At 73.2% G+C, this 19,568-nt stretch carries 16 protein-coding genes and 1 tRNA gene; 8 read left to right on the top strand and 9 right to left on the bottom strand.

The features are described 5' to 3' along the window. Positions 1–37: 37 nt before the first annotated feature. Positions 38–1,651, top strand: a complete 1,614-nt coding sequence (locus JK356_RS22405; RefSeq protein ID WP_307815651.1) for a PE-PGRS family protein — start codon at positions 38–40, stop codon at positions 1,649–1,651. Positions 1,652–1,681: 30 nt separating this feature from the next. Here the strand turns inward: JK356_RS22405 and JK356_RS16405 are convergent, their stop codons facing one another. Beyond that, positions 1,682–2,353 carry a DUF4157 domain-containing protein gene (locus tag JK356_RS16405; protein WP_201868821.1) on the bottom strand — a complete coding sequence of 224 codons (672 nt, stop codon included), beginning with the start codon at positions 2,351–2,353 and terminating at the stop codon, positions 1,682–1,684. A gap of 159 nt (positions 2,354–2,512) precedes the next feature. Between JK356_RS16405 and JK356_RS16400 the strand changes: the two genes are divergently transcribed. Further along, a complete protein-coding gene (locus tag JK356_RS16400) occupies positions 2,513–3,361 on the top strand; it encodes an endo alpha-1,4 polygalactosaminidase (RefSeq protein ID WP_201868819.1) in 849 nt (282 codons plus the stop codon). 10 nt (positions 3,362–3,371) lie between these two features. Here JK356_RS16400 and JK356_RS16395 read toward each other — a convergent pair whose 3' ends face one another. Next, a complete protein-coding gene (locus JK356_RS16395; protein ID WP_201868817.1) occupies positions 3,372–5,258 on the bottom strand; it encodes a protein kinase in 1,887 nt (628 codons plus the stop codon). Between the two features lie 212 nt (positions 5,259–5,470). Further along, complete coding sequence (locus tag JK356_RS16390; RefSeq protein ID WP_201868811.1) at positions 5,471–6,775, bottom strand: D-arabinono-1,4-lactone oxidase; 1,305 nt, start codon at positions 6,773–6,775, stop codon at positions 5,471–5,473. A gap of 124 nt (positions 6,776–6,899) precedes the next feature. Between JK356_RS16390 and JK356_RS16385 the strand changes: the two genes are divergently transcribed. Beyond that, complete coding sequence (locus JK356_RS16385; RefSeq protein ID WP_201868809.1) at positions 6,900–8,129, top strand: amino acid deaminase/aldolase; 1,230 nt, start codon at positions 6,900–6,902, stop codon at positions 8,127–8,129. 13 nt (positions 8,130–8,142) lie between these two features. Here the strand turns inward: JK356_RS16385 and JK356_RS16380 are convergent, their stop codons facing one another. Next, positions 8,143–9,237 (bottom strand): DUF4185 domain-containing protein, encoded by a 1,095-nt coding sequence (locus tag JK356_RS16380; protein ID WP_201868807.1) that lies wholly within the window; start codon positions 9,235–9,237, stop codon positions 8,143–8,145. A gap of 605 nt (positions 9,238–9,842) precedes the next feature. On the opposite strand from JK356_RS16380, the gene JK356_RS16375 reads away from it, so the two are divergent. The 3 genes from JK356_RS16375 to JK356_RS16365 all read left to right on the top strand — a co-directional run bounded on the left by JK356_RS16375 (position 9,843) and on the right by JK356_RS16365 (position 13,191). Next, a complete protein-coding gene (locus JK356_RS16375) occupies positions 9,843–10,469 on the top strand; it encodes a DUF4956 domain-containing protein (protein ID WP_201868805.1) in 627 nt (208 codons plus the stop codon). After that, the gene (locus JK356_RS16370) at positions 10,466–11,323 is read left to right on the top strand and encodes a polyphosphate polymerase domain-containing protein (RefSeq protein WP_307815648.1); all 858 of its coding nucleotides are present in this window, start codon (positions 10,466–10,468) and stop codon (positions 11,321–11,323) included. The genes JK356_RS16375 and JK356_RS16370 overlap by 4 nt, the downstream gene beginning before the upstream one ends. Positions 11,324–11,445: 122 nt before the next feature. Further along, a complete protein-coding gene (locus tag JK356_RS16365) occupies positions 11,446–13,191 on the top strand; it encodes a CotH kinase family protein (RefSeq protein WP_201868803.1) in 1,746 nt (581 codons plus the stop codon). Between the two features lie 231 nt (positions 13,192–13,422). Here JK356_RS16365 and JK356_RS16360 read toward each other — a convergent pair whose 3' ends face one another. The 4 genes from JK356_RS16360 to JK356_RS16345 form a co-directional block, all read right to left on the bottom strand. Next, the gene (locus JK356_RS16360; protein ID WP_307815647.1) at positions 13,423–13,833 is read right to left on the bottom strand and encodes a DUF6069 family protein; all 411 of its coding nucleotides are present in this window, start codon (positions 13,831–13,833) and stop codon (positions 13,423–13,425) included. Continuing rightward, positions 13,830–14,441, bottom strand: coding sequence for a TetR/AcrR family transcriptional regulator (locus JK356_RS16355; protein ID WP_201868798.1), 612 nt, complete (start codon positions 14,439–14,441; stop codon positions 13,830–13,832). Before JK356_RS16355 ends, JK356_RS16360 begins: the two co-directional genes overlap by 4 nt. Positions 14,442–14,564: 123 nt before the next feature. Beyond that, positions 14,565–15,902 carry a VanZ family protein gene (locus JK356_RS16350; protein WP_201868797.1) on the bottom strand — a complete coding sequence of 446 codons (1,338 nt, stop codon included), beginning with the start codon at positions 15,900–15,902 and terminating at the stop codon, positions 14,565–14,567. A gap of 156 nt (positions 15,903–16,058) precedes the next feature. Beyond that, a complete protein-coding gene (locus JK356_RS16345) occupies positions 16,059–17,072 on the bottom strand; it encodes a LacI family DNA-binding transcriptional regulator (RefSeq protein ID WP_201868796.1) in 1,014 nt (337 codons plus the stop codon). Positions 17,073–17,397: 325 nt separating this feature from the next. Between JK356_RS16345 and JK356_RS16340 the strand changes: the two genes are divergently transcribed. Together JK356_RS16340 and JK356_RS16335 are read left to right on the top strand one after the other, a co-directional pair. Continuing rightward, positions 17,398–18,366: a glycoside hydrolase family 6 protein gene (locus JK356_RS16340; protein ID WP_201868795.1), complete on the top strand. Its 969-nt coding sequence runs from the start codon at positions 17,398–17,400 to the stop codon at positions 18,364–18,366. Between the two features lie 395 nt (positions 18,367–18,761). Continuing rightward, positions 18,762–19,115 (top strand): SSI family serine proteinase inhibitor, encoded by a 354-nt coding sequence (locus JK356_RS16335; protein WP_201868789.1) that lies wholly within the window; start codon positions 18,762–18,764, stop codon positions 19,113–19,115. Positions 19,116–19,486: 371 nt separating this feature from the next. Here the strand turns inward: JK356_RS16335 and JK356_RS16330 are convergent. Beyond that, positions 19,487–19,560, bottom strand: a tRNA-Thr gene (locus JK356_RS16330). Positions 19,561–19,568: the final 8 nt, after the last annotated feature.

Genomic DNA, 19,568 nt, shown 5'->3' with positions numbered 1-19,568 from the left:
CGGCCCGGCGCAGGCGGCGCCCCGCACGCCCGAGGCCGTGGCCAGCGTGCAGCGGCTGGCCGGTAACCGGGCGGCGGCCCTGGCGGTGCAGCGGGCACGCGAGGAAGCGCCGGCCCCCGCGGCCCCCGCTGCCCCCGCCCGGCAGGGCCAGGCGGAACAGCCGGCAGACCAGCCAGCGGAGCGGGCCGACCCCGCCGCTGAGGTGATCGAGCGGCTCACCCGGTCGATCGAGGAAGACACCGTCGTCGACAAGGCCAAGCGGAACGTCTTCTCACCGCGCACCTGGTGGCCGGAACAGTGGCTCGTCGAGGGGCCGGTGCGCCTGCGGCGCGTCCTGGAACGGCGCATCATCGGCGGCAAACTGTTCTCCGAAGCCGACCTCAACGACATCACGACGCTCTCCCGGCTCAACCCCAAGTGGCTGCGGGACACCGGCATCGGCCTGATGTCGGAGGCCGAGACGTACATCGGCGGCGAGCTGCCCGACTACTCGGGGTGGCTCCAGCTCTCCCCCGGGAAGCGCCTGCTTATCGCCACGCTGGCCTTCCACGCGAACCACCCGGGCAAGCGGGCCCCGGGGACGCCCGCGCCGATCAGCCCCGACTACACGCTCGGCCGCTTCCTGATGGCAAGAAACCTGCCGGAAGACGAGCGGCGGGTGCTGGATGAGGAACGCGACCAGCAGATCCGCGAGACCGCGATCGACACGCTGCACCCGGCCGGGCTCCCCCGCGAACGCCGCCACGCGCTGGCGGAGACGGACCTGGTGAGCGACTACGCCGAGCGCAACCGGCAGGCCAACGAGATCCTCACCGCCGTCCTCCTCGTCCTCCAGCACGGTCTGCAGATCTACGACCCCGAGGCCAAGAAGCACGTGCCGTACGGCGGCGACGTCATCCGCGCCCTCGCCCACGGCGGCCGCGTCAACATCCGCATCCCGGCGCTGCGCGACGGGGACGACCCGATGGCGCTGACGGACTTCCTGGGGGCCACCAGGAACGGCCAGCTCACCGAGGCCACCAGCAAGCGCGCCTTCGCGACCCACCGCACCTCCATCGGCAAGAACAAGGAAGGCGAGGAGGGCACCTTCCAGGAGAAGGGCGGCACGCTCGCCTCCCTCACCAACATGGTCACGCCGTCCCTGCCCGAGCGCGGTGTCGAACGCCCCCGCATGATGGGCGTGGACATCGCCGGCGGCGGCCTCGGTTCCAGGGACTGGAACGGCGAGGTGGTGCTGCCCAACGGCTCGCACGGGCACATGCTGCTGGTCTTCACCCCGCCGACCCGGCGCACCGACGGCTCCCTGCTCGTCGGCATCGAGACCGTCGCGCCCGGCAAGCCCAGCCCCGTGGGGTACAAGCACGACTTCCGCTCCACCGAGGCCACGGCCAACCCCGAGTCCGTGCTGCACGGCCACAAGGGCGACAAGGTCGGCAAGGGCGGGCTGAAGAACAACGAACGGTACGTGGACCTGCGGCAGATGGGCGGCGACGGCGGCTGGCGGGCGTTCCTGGAGCAGGTCAAGCGCGAATGGTACGCCGAGCTCGAGCGCACCCAGGACGGCTCCGCGGAGCGGCGGCGGATGTACGAGCGTCTCGTCGGACCGCGGCAGAACTTCCGGTCAGGCGGCGCGCCGGGCCCGGCGCGGTGAGCCGCCGGGCACCCGCCGGGCCAGCGGCGCTCAGGCGTCGTAGGCGCCGGCGCCGGGGTCCTGCCGCTCCGGCGCGGCGGCCGGGGACGGGAGCGGACGGGACATCACCCTGGCCGCGGTGGCCTCGGCTTCCTGCTCGAAGCGGTCGGACGGATCGCTGATCTGGAGCCCGTTGCCGTGGTCGGTGCCGGCGACCGGGCCCTGCCGCTGCTGGATGACGTGGGTGAGTTCGTGGGCGATGGTGTGCTTGTCAGCGCCGCCCTCCCCGAGGACGACGTGGTTGCCGGAGGTGTAGGCCCGCGCCCCGATCTCGGCGGCGGAGGCCCGGGCGGTGCTGTCGGTGTGGAGGCGGACGTCGGAGAAGTCCGCACCGAGCCGGGCCTCCATCTCGCTGCGCAGGGAGGCGTCCAGGGGACGGCCAGAGCTGCGCAGCACGTCGTGCACGGTGGAGCGCTGCACGGCGGGCTCCGGCTGCTGGTGGCCGCACCCGGGGCCGTGCTGGTGCGCGTCCGGCGTCCACGGATACCCGGCCTGCCGGAGCGTCTGGACGACCGCCGCGTTGCCCGCGGCGGCCTGGAGCGCGTGGATGCCCGTCAGCGGTGACTGGCCGCCGGCCCGCGGCGGTCTGGCCGGTGTCCGGTCGCTGCGCCGGCGGTCGGGGCCGGCCTCGTTCCTGGCGTACACGTGCCCCTCCTTTCGCATGCTGCCCTTCCTTCGTACCGGAGGCGCAGGCAGCGGTCGGGGGACGGGAGGGCAGAACCGGGGGCAACGTCCGCGCGCTGCCGACCCGGCGCGCGGCGCGCCGCGGGGGGCGTCGGTGAGAATGAGCGCCTCCCCCGCCGCCGACGGAAAGGGCCCCTCATGCTGCGCCAGTTCCGGTGCGTACCCGCCGCCGCGGCGCTGCTGCTGGCCGCCGCCTGCTCCTCCGCCGCCACCACCGAGCCCGGCGGCGCCACCGGTGGCGGTGGTGGCGGTGGTGGCGGTGGTGACGGTGCCCGTTCCGGCCAGGAGCTGTGGCTGCCGGAGCCGGGGGCGGCCTGGCAGTGGCAGCTGACGGGCGAGCCCGACCTCAGCGCCGACGTCCCGGTCTACGACGTGGACGGCTTCGCCACGGACGCCGCGGCGGTCGCCCAGCTCCACGACCGCGGCGTGCGGACGATCTGCTACCTCAACACCGGCGCCTGGGAGGAGTGGCGGCCCGACGCCGGCGACTTCCCCGAGGAGCTGCTCGGCGAACCGCTGGACGGCTGGGCGGACGAGCGCTGGCTGGACATCCGCCAGCTCGACGCGCTCAGACCGCTGATGGCCGCGCGCCTGGACATGTGCCGCGACAAGGGCTTCGACGCGGTCGAGCCGGACAACATGGACGGCTACGACAACGACTCCGGCTTCCCCCTCACCGCCGAGGACCAGCTCGCCTACAACCGCCTGATCGCCGGGATGGCCCACGAGCGCGGCATGTCGGTCGGCCTGAAGAACGACCTCGGCCAGGTCGACGACCTCGCCGGCGACTTCGACTTCGCCGTCAACGAGGAGTGCTACGCCTATGACGAGTGCGAGGCGCTGACGCCGTTCACGGCAGCGGGCAAGGCCGTCTTCCACGTCGAGTACGAGGTGCCGGCCGAGGAGTTCTGCCCCGTCACCACCGCACTCGGTTTCAGCTCGATGGCCAAGCACCTCGACCTGGACGCCTGGCGCGGCCCCTGCTGACCGCGGCGCCTCAGCGCACCGGCACGGCCGCCGCGGGCTCCGCCGGCGTGGCCTGCCGCTCGGCCAGCCGGTCACGCTGGAGGTTCGTGGCCCGGTAGACGAACAGTATGGCCAGGGGAGCCGCGGCCAGCAGCGGGATCTGGAACACGATACTGCCCATCACCAGCGCCCGCGCGTCCTCCAGGCTGTCGCTGTCGCCCCACAGCAGCCAGCACGAGATGAGCGGAGCCACGGAGCACAGGTACACCAGCCAGGACCACCACCAGGCGGTCACCACCGGCTGCTTCGGCGATGAGGAGGGCGCGAGGACCCGCCACACCTCCTCGGCGATCCGCCGGGGCAGGAAGAAGCAGGGGCCGGGGATGTACCACGAGGCCGCCGCCATGACCGTGCTGTGCTGGAGGGAGTCAGGCGCCAGGAGCCCGGCGTTCCACCGCAGCCGCCAGAACCACAGCGTCCACAGCACCGCAGTCACCATCAACATGCCGTTGTGGATGCTGTTGTGAATGCTGGTAGCGGTGCTCCAGTCGTTCCACTCCTCGGAGCCGGGGCTGACCGAGTCGCCGTTCAGCCAGATGAACAGCTCGCTGCCGCGCGCCATGCTCGACATGCCGAACAGCAGCAGGGCGGCCAGCGACAGGCACAGCGCGATCGCCAGCCCCCGCAGCTGCTTGGCCTCGCGGGCCGCCCCGGCGGCGGGCTCCGGCGCCCGCGGCAGCAGCCGCGCCGTCGCCTCGTCACGCGCCACGCCGCGCTCCCCGCTGCCCGCGGGCGGTGGCGGGGCGGCGGGCCCGGGCGGCTGGCCGCCGGGCGCCTGCCTGGTCTCCTCGCGGGCCAGCTGCGTCGGCGGGTACGGCTCGGACGGCGCCGGGGACGGCCCGGGCACGGGGGACGGCGCGGCGGCCTGGGTGGGGACGGCGTGCGGGGCGGCGGCCCCCGCGTCGGCCACGGTCGGCACGGCCGCGGCGCTGCGCTGGTCCGCACCGTCGACCTGGTCGCCCTCGCTGTCGAGCAGCGCGATGGCCTGCTGCCCGAGCTGCGCCAGCACGTCGGCGGGCAGCCAGGCCCCGGACCGCGCGGCGTCCTCGGCCGTGCGCTCAAGCAGCTCCTCGACGGTGGGCCGCTGCTCCGGATCCTTGCGCAGGCAGTCGGTGATGAGCGGGAGCAGCCCCTCGGGCACGCCCTGGAGGTCGGGCTCCTTCTCCACGATCTTGAACATCACGGAGTGGGCGCTGCTGCCCTCGCTGGCGAACGGCACCCGGCCCGTGGCGGCGTACGCCAGCACCGAGCCGAGGCAGAACACGTCACCCGCCGGGGTCACCCGCTGCCCCAGCACCTGCTCGGGCGACATGAAGCCGGGCGAGCCGATCACCGCCCCGGTGCGCGTGAGCCCGGCCCCGGTGACGGCGTCCAGCGCGCGGGCGATGCCGAAGTCGATGACGCGCGGGCCGTCGACGGTGATCATCACGTTGCCCGGCTTGAGGTCGCGGTGGACCAGCCCCGTGGCGTGGATGTCGCGCAGCGCCTGCACCAGGCCGGCGGCCAGGAAGCGGACCGAGGACTCCGGCAGCGGGCCGTAGTCGTGCGCCACCACCTGATAGAGCGTGGGCCCGGCGATGTAACCGGTCGCCACCCAGGGGGTCTCCGCCTCGGTGTCGGCGTCCAGCACGGGCGCCGTCCACCGGCCGCCCACGCGCTGGGCCGTGGCGATCTCCCGGGCGAAGCGGGTACGGAACTCCGGCTCCCGCGCCAGCGCCGGCTGGATGGTCTTGACGGCGACCGTGCGGCCGCCCGGGGAACGCGCCACGTACACCTGGCCCATCCCGCCCTCGCCCAGTCGGCCGAGCAGGCGGTACTGCCCGATCGCGCGTGGATCGTCGGACCTGAGCGGATCCATGTGTGGCAGTCCTTCCCCAGCTCGCGGGCGCCTCGGTCCACCTGAGGATAGTCACGCACCGGCGGCGGCCCGCACCGGGGAGCGCACCAAGCAGGACACAACTCGCTTACGGGAAGCTGAACACGGCCCTGTTCCCGGGATCCTGCGCCCGGTGACGCGCCTGCGCAGCCTTTCCCGGCGCGGTACTGACGGCCCCACAGACTGACGGTCCGTCAGCCCAGCACCCGGTCGAGGTAGGGATTGCGGAACGTGCCATGCGGGTCGAGCCGGTCGCGCACGGCCCGGAAGTCGTCGAAGCGCGGGTAGCGTTCGCGCAGGGCGGCGGCGTCGAGCCAGTGCAGCTTGCCCCAGTGCGGCCTGCCGCCCACCGCGTCGGCGATCCCCGCAACGGCGCGGAAGTACCGTTCGTGCGGCAGCCGGTGGTACTGGTGGACCGCCACGTAGGCGGACTGACGCTGGTAGGCGGTGGACAGCCAGATGTCGTCGGCCGGGGTGAAGCGCACCTCCACCGGGAACGCGATCCGCTCGCCGCTGCGGTTCACCCAGCGGTCGATGGCCAGGAGCACGTCGGTGACGGTGTGCCGGGGGACGGCGTACTCCATCTCCCGGAACACGACGCGGCGCGGCGAGGTGAACACCCGGTAGGAGGCGTCGCTGTAGACGCGGGGCGACAGCGCCCTGGCCGCGAGGGCGTTGAGCCGGGGCACGGCGCCGGGGGCGGCGGCGCCGAGGCGGTTGACCGCGCCGAAGAGGGTGTTGGAGAGGAACTCGTCCTCGAACCAGGCCCGGGCGCGGTGCAGCGGGCGGGGCCGTTCCCCGGGCGCGAGCCGGTTGTTGCGCTTGACCAGGACGCGGTCGGTGTGGGGGAACCAGTAGAACTCGACGTGCTCGTTGCGTGCCAGGAGCTGGTCCAGCCGGCCGAGCACGGCGGCCAGCCGGGCGGGGCCCTCGGCGGCACGCAGCGCGAACGCGGGCTCGCACTGGAGCGTGACGCTGGCGAGGACACCGAGGGCGCCGAGCCCGACCCGGGCGGCGGCGAACACCTCGGGGTGCTCCCGCTGAGAGCAGCGCAGCAGCGAGCCGTCGGCGAGGACGAGTTCCAGCGCGCGTACCTGTGCGGCCAGGCTGCCGGAGCGCGCCCCGGTGCCGTGCGTGCCGGTGGAGAGGGCGCCCGCGATGGTCTGCCGGTCGATGTCACCGAGGTTGGTCATGGCCAGTCCGTGGGCGGCGAGCACCTGGTTGAGGCGGTGCAGCGGCATCCCCGCCTCGACGGTGACCAGGCCGGTGCGGGTGTCGACGCGCAGCGGGGCGTCCAGCGCGTCCAGCCGCAGCAGCACGCCGTCGGTGACCGCGATGCCGGTGAACGAGTGGCCACTGCCCACCGCCTTGACGCGCAGCCCTTCGGCCGCCGCCCGCCGCACCGCGTCCCGCAGCTCCTCGACGGTGGACGGCCGTTCCACCCGCACGGGGCGCGCGGTTTCGGTGCCCGACCAGTTCCGCCACAGGGCCGCCGTCATGTCGCGTCCTTTCCCTGCCTCCCTGCCGTCGCCGCCTGGGGTTGCCATCGGCGTCTGCCGCACTACGGTGTCCGGCACCGTCCGGCACCGACACCTGGGGGTCGACGTGAGCGCACCCGTCACTATGCCGCCTAGCGCCGTCCGCGGCGAGACCCGTGCACGGCTGGAGCGGGCCACCGCCTCGCTCGATCCGCCGTTCGCGGTCGTGGACCTGGACGCGTACGACGCCAACGCCGCGGATCTGGCGCGGCGGGCGCTGGGCAAGCCGGTCCGGGTGGCGAGCAAGTCGCTGCGCTGCCGGGAGCTGATGCGGCGGGTGCTGGCGCGGCGCGGCTTCCGGGGCGTGCTGGCGTTCACTCTTCCCGAGGCGCTGTGGCTGGCCGGCGGCGGGGAAGGTGAGGGGGACGGCTTCGCCGACGTGGTGGTGGGCTATCCGACGGCCGACCGCGCGGCGCTGCGGCGGCTGGCGGGGGACGAGGAGCTGGCGCGGCGGGTGACGCTGATGGTCGACTCCTTCGACCACCTCGACTTCCTGGCCAGGACCGCCCGCCCCTCCTCCCGCCGTCCGCTGCGGCTGTGCCTGGAACTCGACGCGTCGCTGCGGCTGTTCGGCGGGCGTCTCCACGTCGGCGCGCGCCGCTCCCCCACCCACACGCCGCGGGCCGCGCTGGCGCTGGCGCGGGCGGTGGTGCGCCGGCCGGGGTTCCGGCTGGTCGGGATGATGGCCTACGAGGCGCAGACCGCCGGGGTCGGCGACGCCCCGCCCGGCGCCCCGCTGCGCGGCCTGGCGGTGCGGGCCATGCAGCGGGTGTCCGTGGCGGAGCTGCGGGAACGCCGCGCCGCCGCCGTGGCCGCGGTGCGGTCTGTCGCCGACCTGGAGTTTGTCAACGGCGGCGGCACCGGCAGCGTGGAACGCACGGCGGCGGAGCCCGCCGTGACCGAGGTCGCGGCGGGCTCCGGGCTCTACGGTCCCGCGCTGTTCGACGCCTACCGCGGGTTCCGGCCGCGCCCGGCGGCGTATTTCGCGCTGCCGGTCGTGCGCCGTCCCGCGCCGGGCGTCGCCACCGTGCTCGGCGGGGGCTGGACCGCCTCCGGCCCGCCGGGCTCCGACCGGCTGCCGCTGCCCGTCTTCCCGCCGGGCCTGCGCTACCGGTGGACGGAGGGCCCCGGCGAGGTGCAGACGCCGCTGCTGGGCGCCGCAGCCGGCCGGCTGCGCGTCGGCGACCGGGTGTGGTTCCGGCATGCCAAGGCGGGCGAACTCGCCGAGCGGGTCTCCGTCTTCCACCTCGTCGCGGGCGACCGCGTGGTCGCCGAGGTGCCCACCTACCGCGGTGAGGGGCTGGTGACCGTGTGAGGGCCGCCGCCGGTCAGGGCCACAGGCCGCGGACGCGGAACTGCATGACGCGGTAGGGCCAGTCTTCGGCGGTGTTCCACTGGCTGACGGACAGGTGCAGGTCGCTGAGCGTGGAGCCGGGGATGAGGTAGCCGCCGTACAGCTGGGCGACGTGCGTGTCGTCCTCGTTCCCCCACTCCCCGCCCCAGATCAGCGTCTGCCGGTGCGCGGTGTAGAGGTTGGAGGTCGGATAGTCCATGACGATGGCGTCGATGCGGTAGTCCCCGGCGTTGAACCAGGTCAGGATCCACTTGCCGTCCAGCGGGCGCAGGCACAGCTCGCCGAACGCCCCTTCCAGGATGGGCGTGGGCGGGTTGCCCCAGGCCCACACGCCGTCCCGGTAGCCCCACGGCTCGTACGCCGTGTAGTCGGCGATGCGGTCGGCGGGCACCCGCTGCAGGATGAGCGGCTTGTCCCGCTGGAAGCCGGTGGAGTAGGTGTACACGAAGCCGTCGTTGCCCAGGCCCCAGGTGAGCAGCTGGAAGAGCCCGCCGTGCAGGTCCGCGGGCCACCGCTGGCCGGTGTGGGTCCAGGTGGCTCCGCTGTCGTCGGAGCGCCACACCTCGGTCCACACCACGGTGCCCAGGCCCTGGTTGACCATGGCGTGCAGGTACATCGTGCCGCCGATGGTGATGACGTCGGAGGGCAGCACGGTGGAGAACTCCGGGTTGTTGTGCTCGTAGTCCCACAGCTGCTGCGCCGCCTCCCCGCCGACGGCCCCGGACCAGGTGACCCCGGCGCTGAGGTCGGTGGTGTCCGACCACAGCGCGACCGGTGAGCGCCACCAGCCGGCGCCCACCCTGGCGCCTTCGAAGGTATCGCCGAAGACGAACAGCAGCCGCCCGTCGGGAGTGCGGGCCGGGATGCCGAGGTCGGTCGCTTCCATGCGGTACTCGCTCGTCAGGCCGGGCCCGGTGAGGTCGCCGAGCTTTGTCACCCGCAGCGCGCGGGGAGCCGGCTGCCGGGGCGCGGGCGCGGCGGAGGCGGACGGCGAGGAGAGTCCCAGCCCGCCGACGACGGCGGCGGCTCCCACGGCGGAAGCGGACTTGAGAAATGTGGCGCGATCCATGTCATGTGCATACCGCCGCGGATCGCGGCGGAGAACCCCTCCGGCGCGTACCGCGTGCCGGCGCGAAGCCCGTCACCGCCTTTTCCCGCTTTTCCCGCCCGTCGTCGCGTCACGTCTCGGCCAGCGGATCCGGCCCGGCGGCGCCCGAACATTACCGGAAGATTTCCGGTACGTATGGACGTCACGCCCGCAGCGCCCGCGCCGCCGCGTCGCGCGCCCGACGGCCACACGGGGCTCTGAGCACGGCAAGTTTCCTGAGCGAGCCGCAGCGCCGCTGCGGGGCCGCCGTAACAATTTCCGGGAATCTTTCGACGGCGGCGCCGAACCGATCGTTCCCAGCCACTTCCGGAGGCGGCCCCTCCGCACCCGCCACCACCGCCCTGATCTGCCACATTCCCACCATCCGCCCCGGCGCCGCCGCGCCGCGCCGCGCGCCGCCCGCCCCTGACCAGGCACTCTTCCAGGCCGCGTTCGGCCAGGAAGCGCCGTGGTGGCGGACCGTCACCGCCCGTACGGTTTTCTGACGGGTGCACGTCACCAGCTGGCCATCGCTGATTCACCTTTCTGCCGCCCCCCACACACCGTCGTTACGGGAAGGACGCGATATGCCGCAGCTAGCCCTCTGGCTCAGCGACATCGTCGCGGTGTCAGTCCTGGTCTTCGCCCTGTACTTCCCCCGGCACCGCCGCCGGGACCTGGTGGTCGCCTTTCTCGGCGTCAACATCGGGGTCCTCGCCGTCGCCAGCTCGCTCACCGCCGCCGGGGGATCCGCCACCGGCCTCGGCCTGGGCATGGCGCTCTTCGGCGTGCTGTCGATCATCCGGCTCCGCTCCACCGAACTCGACCAGCACGAGGTCGCCTACTACTTCTCCGCGCTCGCCCTCGGCATCCTCGGCGCCTGGCAGACCGACCAGGAGTGGCGCTCCGCGGCGCTGATGGCCGTCATCCTGGCCGTGCTGTTCGTCGGCGACCACCCGCGCCTGCTGCGCCAGCACCGCCGCCAGGTGATCGTGCTCGACCAGGCGATACCCGACCACGCCGCCCTCGTGGCCCACCTGGAGCAGGTCCTCGGCAACCGGGTCCATTCCGTCTCCGTCCAGCGCCTCGACCTGGTCAACGACACCACCGTCGTCGACGTCCGCTACCGCTCCGCCCCCGGCGCCAGCCCGCGGCCCCCCGCCCAGCCCCGCGTCGAAGCGGCGCCCCACAGCCCCGCGGCGGTGCAGCCGTGAGTGCCCGCCGGGAGGCCGCCACGGCGTCACCGTCCCTCGGCCCCGCGCTCGCCGAACTGCCGCCGACCAGCCTGAAGGAGCTCGTCGCCCGCGCCTCTCTCCAGACCCGCGTCGACCGCAAGTACCTCCTCCCGGTCAGCGACGTCCGCACCCTGCTGACGCTGCTGCCTCCCACCACCCGCGTACTGGAGATCGACGGCGCCCGCGACTTCGCCTACCGCTCGCTGTACTTCGACACCCCCGACCTCCTCGCCTACCGCATGGCGGCCTACCGCCGCCCCCGGCGCTTCAAGCTCCGCACCCGGGTCTACGAGTCGTCCGGCGAGTGCTGGCTGGAGGTCAAGGTCAGGGGCCGCCGCGGCGACACCGTCAAGCACCGGCTGCCCTACTCCCTCAGCGACCACACCACCCTCGCGCCCGGACGCTCCTTCGTCGACGCCACGCTGACCGACAGCCGCGTCGTCGCCAGCCGCGGCCTCACCTTCGCGTGGACCATGACGACCCACTACCGGCGCACCACGCTCCACCTGCCGGAGACCGACAGCCGGGTCACCATCGACCTCGGGCTGACCTGGTACGACGGCGAGCGCGCGCTGTGCCTGCCCGACACGGCGGTCGTCGAGACCAAGACGAGCGGCGGGATCTGCCTCGTCGACCGGCTGCTGTGGCGGAGCCGGTACCGGCCCTGCCGGATGTCGAAGTACACCACCGGTCTGGCCGCCCTCCGGCCCCACCTGCCCGCCACGCCCTGGCGGCGCACCCTGCGGCGCTACATGCCGCCCGGTGTCCGCCGCGAGGTGCCCCTGTCCGAGGCCCGTCTGCCCGGGCTGACCGACGCGGCGACCGCCCGTTGACCCCCGGCGGCGGGGCACCTCACCCGCACATCACGCACCACCCGGCACCACCTGCCGCCCCGGGAGGCCCGGCCCGGCCTCCCCCGATCCCTACGACGTGACACAAAGTGAGGTGTAGCGCTGTGCGCACACGACGGAAGCAGAAACGATGGGCGTCCCCGCGCGGGGCGGCCGCGACGGCCCTCCTCGCCGCGGCGGCCCCGCTCGTGACCGGCACGCCAGCGGACGCCACCGGCGACCGCACCGCCGCCCCGGCCGCCGCCACCGCCCTCCAGCAGGCCGACCTGACCGGGGACATCGAGTTCTCCGAACCGAGCGGCACCTTCACCGAGGCGCTGGACGTCTCCCTGTCCACCACCGTGGCGGACGCCACGATCCGTTACACCACCGACGGCACCGTCCCCACGGCCGAGTCGGACGCCTACGACGGCGAGCCGCTGCACCTGACCGCCACCACGCAGCTGCGCGCCCAGCCGTTCGTCGACGGCGCCCCCGCCGGCGAGCTGGGCACGGCCCTGTACGTCGCCGCCGAGGCCGGAGCCGCCGAGACCGCCCACGACCTGCCGGTGCTGGTGCTGGACGCCTACGGCGGCGGCAAGCCGGGCCGCGAGGAGTACCAGGACGTCGCCGCCATGCTCCTGGAGCCCGGTGAGGACGGCACCGTCACGGTCACCGACGACCCGACGCTCTCCTCCCGCGCCGGCTTCCGCCTGCGCGGCCAGTCCTCCTCCACGTTCGACAAGGCCCCCTACCGGCTGGAGCTGTGGGACAACGAGGACGACGACGTCGACCTGCCCCTCCTCGGCATGCCCGCCGACTCCGACTGGGTGCTGCGCGGGCCGTTCACCGACAAGAGCCTGATCCGCGAGGCGCTCGTCTACGACCTGGGCCGCGAGATGGGGCTGGCGGCGCCGCGCTACCGCTTCGTCGAGGCCTACATCAACCTCGACGGGGGCCCGGTGACGGCCGAGGACTACCAGGGCGTCTACATGATCCTCGAGACCATCAAGATCACCCCTGACCGGCTCGACCTCGCGGAGCTGGACGAGGACGACCTCACGCCGCCCGAGGTCACCGGCGGCTACGTCTTCGCCTCCGAGTGGGCCGCCGCCGAGGAGCCGACGCTGCCGTGCACGGGCGACAGCGACACCTGCTGGCAGGACCTGGAGGTCAAGGAGCCGGACGACCTCGAACCGGAACAGCTGGACTGGCTCGCCGGGTACGTGCAGGAGTTCCACGACGCGCTGCACAGCGAGAATCCCACCGACCCCGACACCGGGTACCCGGCCTACATCGACACCGGCTCCTTCGCCGACCAGGTCATCCTCAACGAGCTGTCGCGCGAGATGGACTCGTACATCCGCAGCACCTACTTCTACAAGGACCGCGAGGAGCCCATCACCGCGGGCCCGCTGTGGGACTACGACCTCACCTTCGGCGTCGGCGGCTACTTCGAGAACCAGGAGACCGCCGGCTGGCAGTTCGAGCAGACCCGGTACCCGATCGCCAACGACTGGTACCAGCAGCTGATGAACATCCCGGAGTTCACCGAGCAGGTCAACTCCCGCTGGCAGGAGCTGCGCCAGGGGCTGCTCTCCGACGAGGCGCTCCAGAGCCGCATCGCCGATCTGGCGGCACCGCTGGTGAACGCCGCGGAGCGCAACTTCGAGAAGTGGCCGAACCTCTCCTCTCCGTTCGTCAGCGCCTTCATCACGCCGGTCTCGGAGACCTGGCAGGAGCAGGTGGACATTCTCGAGGAGTGGCTGCTGGAGCGCGCCGCCTGGCTGGACACCACCAGCTGGGATCCCGATGACGACGAGGACGACGACGGCCCCGGCTGGCCCTGGCCCGGCTGGCCCGGCGTGTAGCCCCTCCGGTGGCGGCACGGACCCGGCGTTCGCCCGCGCGGCGAACGCCGGGTCCCCGTCGTTTTCCGGCCCTGCGTACGCACCCGGCGGCCCGGCCCCGGGCGGCCCCGGGTGCGGCCGCCCTGAGCGGCTGCGCCTCCTTCTCTGGTGCCTCTCCGGTACCTCCCTGGTGCCTTCCTGTCTCCTCCCTGGCTCCTCCCTGGTTCCCCGGGGCGCGGCGGGTGCTGGCCGTCAGCCCGTGGCGGCACCGGCTCCCGCTCCGCGAGAGCCGCCGCCCAGCCCCGGGATCAGCACCGCCGCCACCGCCAGGTGCATCAGGGCGAGCGAGACCCGGGCGCCGCCGTTCATGCCGTCGCCGGTCAGCGGCAGGAACGAGACGGCCAGTACGGCGCCGACCACCCCGGTCCAGACGGCGCGGGCGTGCGGTACCCGGAACCGCTCCAGGGCGGTCAGCAGTCCCCAGCCGAGGAGCGACGCGAGCAGCGCGACGACCGCCACGGGCGCGGCGCCGATGTCGAGCGTCTGCTCGCCGTCGGTGATCCGCAGCCGGTGTCCCAGCAGTGGGTCCGTCACCAGCCACACCAGAACCGGGGCCAGGACAGCCAGCGCCGTCGCCGTCAGGCGCCGCTGCCGCGCACTCACGCGGCGCCTTCCGCCAGCGCCCCGTGGAGGAAGACCTCAACCAGCTCCCGCGGGGACAGGTCGGGCTCCTCCTGGGTGAGCGGCCGGGTGAAGAGCAGCCCGAAGAAGAGGGCCGCGATCTGCTCCGGCGGCCGGCGCAGGGAGCCCTTGTCGGGTTCCAGCAGCTCCGCCAGAGCGGCGCAGATACGGGTCGTCGACTCATGGCGGCCGGCGCCGCGCTCCGTGCCGGGGTGCTTGCCGCCGAGATGCCGCAGCGAGCCGACGACCGCGCCCATTCTGTCCATGTGCGCCCGCAGCGCCTCGGCCGCCTCCACCAGCCGGTCGGACAGCGGCTGGGACACGTCGATCGCGCTGAGTTCGCGGGTCGCGTGCTCGGGGGAGAGCGCCTCGGCTATGCAGGCTCGCAGCAGCTCGTCCTTGTCGGCGAAGACCCGGAAGATCGTGCCCTCGCCGATGCCCGCGGCGCGGGCGATCTTCGCGGTGGTCACGGCGGCGCCGTACTCGGTGATCAGCGGGATCGCGGTCTGGATGATCATTTCGCGGCGCTGCTCCGGCGACATGGCGGGGGCGCGCCGGCGGGTGGTCTCGTTCTTCTTGGCTGCACTCATGGCCGCAAGAGTACGGAGTGAGTCCTCACTCCGTCAATGAGTGAGGACTCACTCCGTACAATCTCCCCGTGCCTGCCCACTCGCCGGCCTCCATCCACCTCGTGCCGGACGGTCCGGCCAGCGCTAGCGGCGCGCCAGCGCCAGCGGTTCGCGGGCTTCGGACTTCGGCGGCTCGCCGGCGCCTGCGCCGGGTGCCTCCGGGGCGTCCGGCGTCGTCGCGGGACCGGACTGGGGGCGCTCCTGCGGCACGGGCGCGGGCGGGCGCGTCGGCGGCAGTGCCACGTTCCGCACCCCGGAGATCCGCTCGTGGATGCCCAGGTGCCCCGGACCGCCCAGGACCGACAGCGCGTACCAGCCGAGAACCCCGGCGCACAGCACCGCCACGGCGATGAGTCCGTGGTTGCCCTCGACCAGCTCCCGGACGGTTTCGGCGTCCACCCGGCGGACGGACACCGCGAGCGTGATCACCGACGGCTCGTAGATCAGCAGACCGAGCACCAGCAGCCCGGCGGCGGTCAGCGGCCAGACGACGATGCTGAGCAGCAGCGCCCTGACCGCCTGCCGCAGCGGGGCGGGCCGCTGCGAACCGTCGCTGCGGACCAGCCGCAGCCGCAGCAGCCACTTGCCGGGCGTGGCCCCGGTGAGCACCGGCAGCGCGACGAACCAGACGAGGTACACCACCACGATCTGCCACCGCTCGTCGAGGGGAGCGCCCGCCAGCATCTGGGACAGCCCCGTGAGCAGCTCGCCCAGCACGACGACCACGGCCGTCACCGCGCACCCGACCAGGTCCACCGCGAGCGCCGTCAGCCGCCGCCCCAGCGGCACCCGGCCATCGGCCAGCGCCCGCGCGTCCAGCGACTCCAGCGACGGCAGGGCGCGGGCCACCGGACCCGCCACCAGCCAGCCAAGGGCGGCGCCCGACGCGTTCAGGATCAGGTCGTCCACGTCGAAGAGGCGGTACGGGCACGGGTACACCCCCCACAGGCCGGTGTACTGCGTCAGCTCGAAGAAGAGCGAGACGCCCAGCCCGGTGGCGGCCGTCTGCCGCAGGCCGCGGCCGGCGTGGCAGCGCAGGAAGACGCCGAGCGGGAGCAGCAGCAGCAGGTTGAGCAGGGCGCCGGCCACCGCCGGGTTGTGCAGCACCAGGTCGCCGAAGGTGACGCGGTGACCGGCCTCCTTCCAGATGTCGCCGAAGGTGTTCCCCGGCACCAGCTGCGGGTCGGCCACGTCGGCGTACCGCACGCACATCCCGGCGCGGTCCCGTGGCAGCGGCACGATCGTCATGCAGAACGCGGTCAGCGCGTAGTACCCGAAGACGCAGACGGACAGGGTCCGCCAGCGCGTGATGACGCCGTGCCGGCGGTAGAGCGTGATCGCGGTGGGCAGCAGGAGCAGCGCCAGGCAGAGCGGGAACAGCGCGGCAGCCGTCTTGATCGGTACGAGGTATGCAGTCGCCACGAGGAGGACTATACACGGCATGTATACACGCGGTGTATAGACGCTGAGGAGACTGTGTGATGACACAGAATGAGCCGGGATGTCCGAAGTCGAACGGGCTGCTGTCACCTCCGGCCGGAGCCGGTCGCGCGCTGCGGCCCGCCAGCCGCCCGGGCGTCAGGTGCTGGCGCGCACGACCAGACGGGTGGGCAGAAGAAGCGGGCTGGGCTCCTCGCCGGCGATGAGCGCGGCGAGCATCCGGGCCATCTCGCTGCCCAGCGCCTGGATGGGCTGGTGCACCGTCGTCAGCGCCGGGTCAGCGATGCGGGCGACGTCGAGGTCGTCGAAGCCCACCACGGCGACATCGCCCGGGACCGCGCGCCCCGCGCCGCGCAGCGCGCGCAGCGCCCCGGCCGCCATGTTGTCGTTGGCGGCGACGATCCCGTCCACCTCCGGGTGCCGCTCCAGCAGCTCGGCCATGACGAAGGCACCGCCGGGCTCGGTGAAGTCACCGCACACCGGGCTGAGCGGTTCGCGTCCGGCGAGGATCATGGCTTCGCGGTAGCCGCGGTAGCGTTCCCGGCTCACGCGGGTGTCCAGCGGGCCGCAGAGCATGGCCACCCGCTGCCGTCCCCGGGCGAGCAGGTGCTCGGCGGCCTGGCGGGTGCCGCCGGCGTTGTCGACGTCCACGTACCACGGCGGCTCGTCGCCCACCGGACGTCCGCCGAAGACGACGGGGACCTCCGCCGCCTCCCCCACGATGGCGAGCACCGGGTCGTTCTCCCGGACCGCCATCAGCATCACCCCGTCGACGCCCCGGGCGTGCAGGAGCTCCGCCAGGCCGCGGCGGCTGCGGTCGGACGCCGCGAGACAGAGCATCAGGTGCAGGCCGGCCTCCTCCAGGGCGGCGGACGCGCCGACGATGACGCGGGCGAAGAACGGGTCGGCGAAGATCGACGGCGCCTCGCCCGAAATGACCAGGGCCACCACGTTCTTCTGCCGCGCCGCCAGCGCCCGGGCGGTCGGGTTCGGCACGTAGCCGAGCTCCTGGATGGCGCGCAGCACCGCCTCCCGCTTCTCGCGGCTGACGTGGGGCGCGTTGTTGAGCACGCGCGAGGCCGCCGAGCGGGAGACGCCGGCCCGCTCGGCCACCTCGTCCAGCGTGGGCCTCCGACGTGGCGTGTGCGTCATGGGCGGTCACTCCTCCTCGCTCGCACAGGCCGCTGGGAACGACTGGGAGCGCTTCCAGTTTTCGGGCGCACTCGCAGCGCACGCACCCCGGTGACGTCCCGTTATGACGCGACCCTTGACAGTGCTGACCTGCGCTCACACCATAGCCACGGAACATCCGTTTGAATCTCCAGAGTTGGGAGCGCTTCCAAAATGCCCGGCGCTCCCGGCCTGGCACGCGCGCCCGGAGCGCCACCGCCGGGCGTCACCGCTCCACCCGTCCTCGCGTCGCGGGCCGTAGGACGAACGCCGCGCGGCGCTGTTACCCCCACGAATGAGGTCCACCATGCGCAGACTCCTCCGCGGGGCAGTGGCCGCCGTCCTCGCGCTGCCGCTGTTCCTGACCACGCAGCCGTCCGCCCAGGCGGCGTCCGACCCGACCGCCATGACCAGCGGCTTCTACGTCGACCCCGACTCCAGCCCGGCGGTCTGGGCGGCGTCCAACCCCGGTGACGGACGGGCCGCGGCGATCAGCGAGTCCATCGCCAGCGTCCCCATGGCCCGCTGGTTCGGGTCGTGGAGCGGCGACATCTACTCCGCCACCAGCTCCTACGTCGGGGCCGCCGCGGCCGAGGACAAGCTGCCGATCCTCGTCGCCTACAACATGTACGGCCGCGACGCCTGCGGCGGGCACTCCGGCGGCGGCGCCGAGTCACCGACCGCGTACGCCAGCTGGATCGAGGCCTTCGCCCGCGGCGTCGGCGACCGGCCGGCCGTCGTCGTGCTCGAGCCGGACGCGCTCGGCGACTTCAGCTGCATGTCTGACGACCAGATCGCCGAGCGGCAGAACATGCTCACCAACGCGCTCCAGCAGTTCAACTCCCTGGCGCCGAACGCCTGGGTCTACCTCGACGCGGGCAACCCCGGCTGGGTCGACGCCTCGACGATGGCCGACCGGCTCCAGGCCTCCGGCCTCAGCCTGGCGCGGGGCTTCTCCCTGAACGTCTCGAACTACATCACCACCGACGAGAACATCGCCTACGGCAACGAGCTCAACCAGGTGCTCAGCCAGCGGTACGGCTACAGCAAGCCGTTCGTCATCGACACCAGCCGCAACGGCAACGGCTCGAACGGCGAATGGTGCAACCCGGCCGGCCGCCGGATCGGCACCCCCACCCAGGAGGGCGGCGGCGCCGAGATGCTCCTGTGGATCAAGACTCCGGGTGAGTCTGACGGCGACTGCGGCGTCGGAGCGGGCTCCGCTGCCGGTGACTTCCTGCCGGAGGTCGCGTACCGGATGATCTACGGCTACTGACCCCGGCCTGTCAGCGGCCCTGGCGCGCGCCAGGGCCGCTGTCGTCACCCGTGGGCGAAGGCCGGGACCGGCGGTTGCGGTGCCGGCGGCCAGCCGAAGCGCTCCGACCCGACCAGCTCCCCAACTCCCTTACCCCACACAGTATTTCGGCACCCACCCGGTGTGCTTCCTGGGATGAACCAGCGACCGAGAGGGAAAGGAAGAGTAAAGAGGCACGTCGCGAGCGGACCGGACGAGCCGCTGCGTGAGTGCCGTTCCATGGGTCGGCCCTTGCGAGAAGGGAACACACCATGTTCGAGCCGCTGAGACCCCAGGAATCACACCGGCCGCGGTGGTCGCGGAGAGCTTCACGGCCGCTGGCGGCCGCCGGAGTCGCCGTAGCCGCCGTCTCGGCCATGGCACTCGCCCCCGCCGCCTCGGCCGCCCCCGCCACCACCGCGGCCGAGTCCGAACTGACGCTGTCGATACTCCCCGAGTACCCCGACGAGCGGAACCCCACCACGGTCGTCACGCTGGAGTGTGACCCCGCCGGCGGCGACCACCCCGACCCGAAGCTCGCCTGCGCCGAACTCGCAGCGGTAGACGGGAACTTCGAAGCCCTCGACCGGCCCGCGTACTGCACCTCGGAGTGGGACCCCGTCACCATCACCGCCACCGGCACCTGGCGTGGCCGCACGGTCGACTTCAGCGACACCTACACCAACCGCATGTGCGCTGCCGTCGCCACCGGTGGGGTGTACGACTTCTAACGCGCCAGCACGCCACCGCTCAACCGCCCCGCCCCGGCACCGCCGGTGCGGGGCCCGGCCGCGCGCCGCCCTCCGCCACCGGCATGAGCGAGGACGCGGCAGTCCGGTCGGGCACGGACGGCCGACTCGACTGCCTTGGTTCCGTGCAGGCGCCGATGACTCAGTACCGTGCGCGCGCCCCAGGCCGGACCGCTTCGCCCCGCCCAACGGCAGCGGGTCGCTGCTGGTGCCGTTGACAGCGGTGATCCAGATGGCGCCCGCCTGGAGCCGCGCCTGGCTGCCGATCGCGGCGCGCGTGGCCCGGCAGGCACGCAAGGGCAGCGCATAAGAAAAAGCCCAGGTCACTGGCTAGCTGACCTGGGCTATTGCTGAGCCGCCTGTGGGAATCGAACCCACGACCTACGCATTACGAGTGCGTCGCTCTGGCCGACTGAGCTAAGGCGGCATGTGCGC

The organism is Streptomyces sp. 7-21 (assembly GCF_016741785.1).
In the GTDB taxonomy this organism is placed as follows: Bacteria; Actinomycetota; Actinomycetes; order Streptomycetales; family Streptomycetaceae; genus Streptomyces.
Note: the sequence above shows the minus strand (reverse complement) of the source record. Positions and strands in the feature narration are given on the sequence as shown.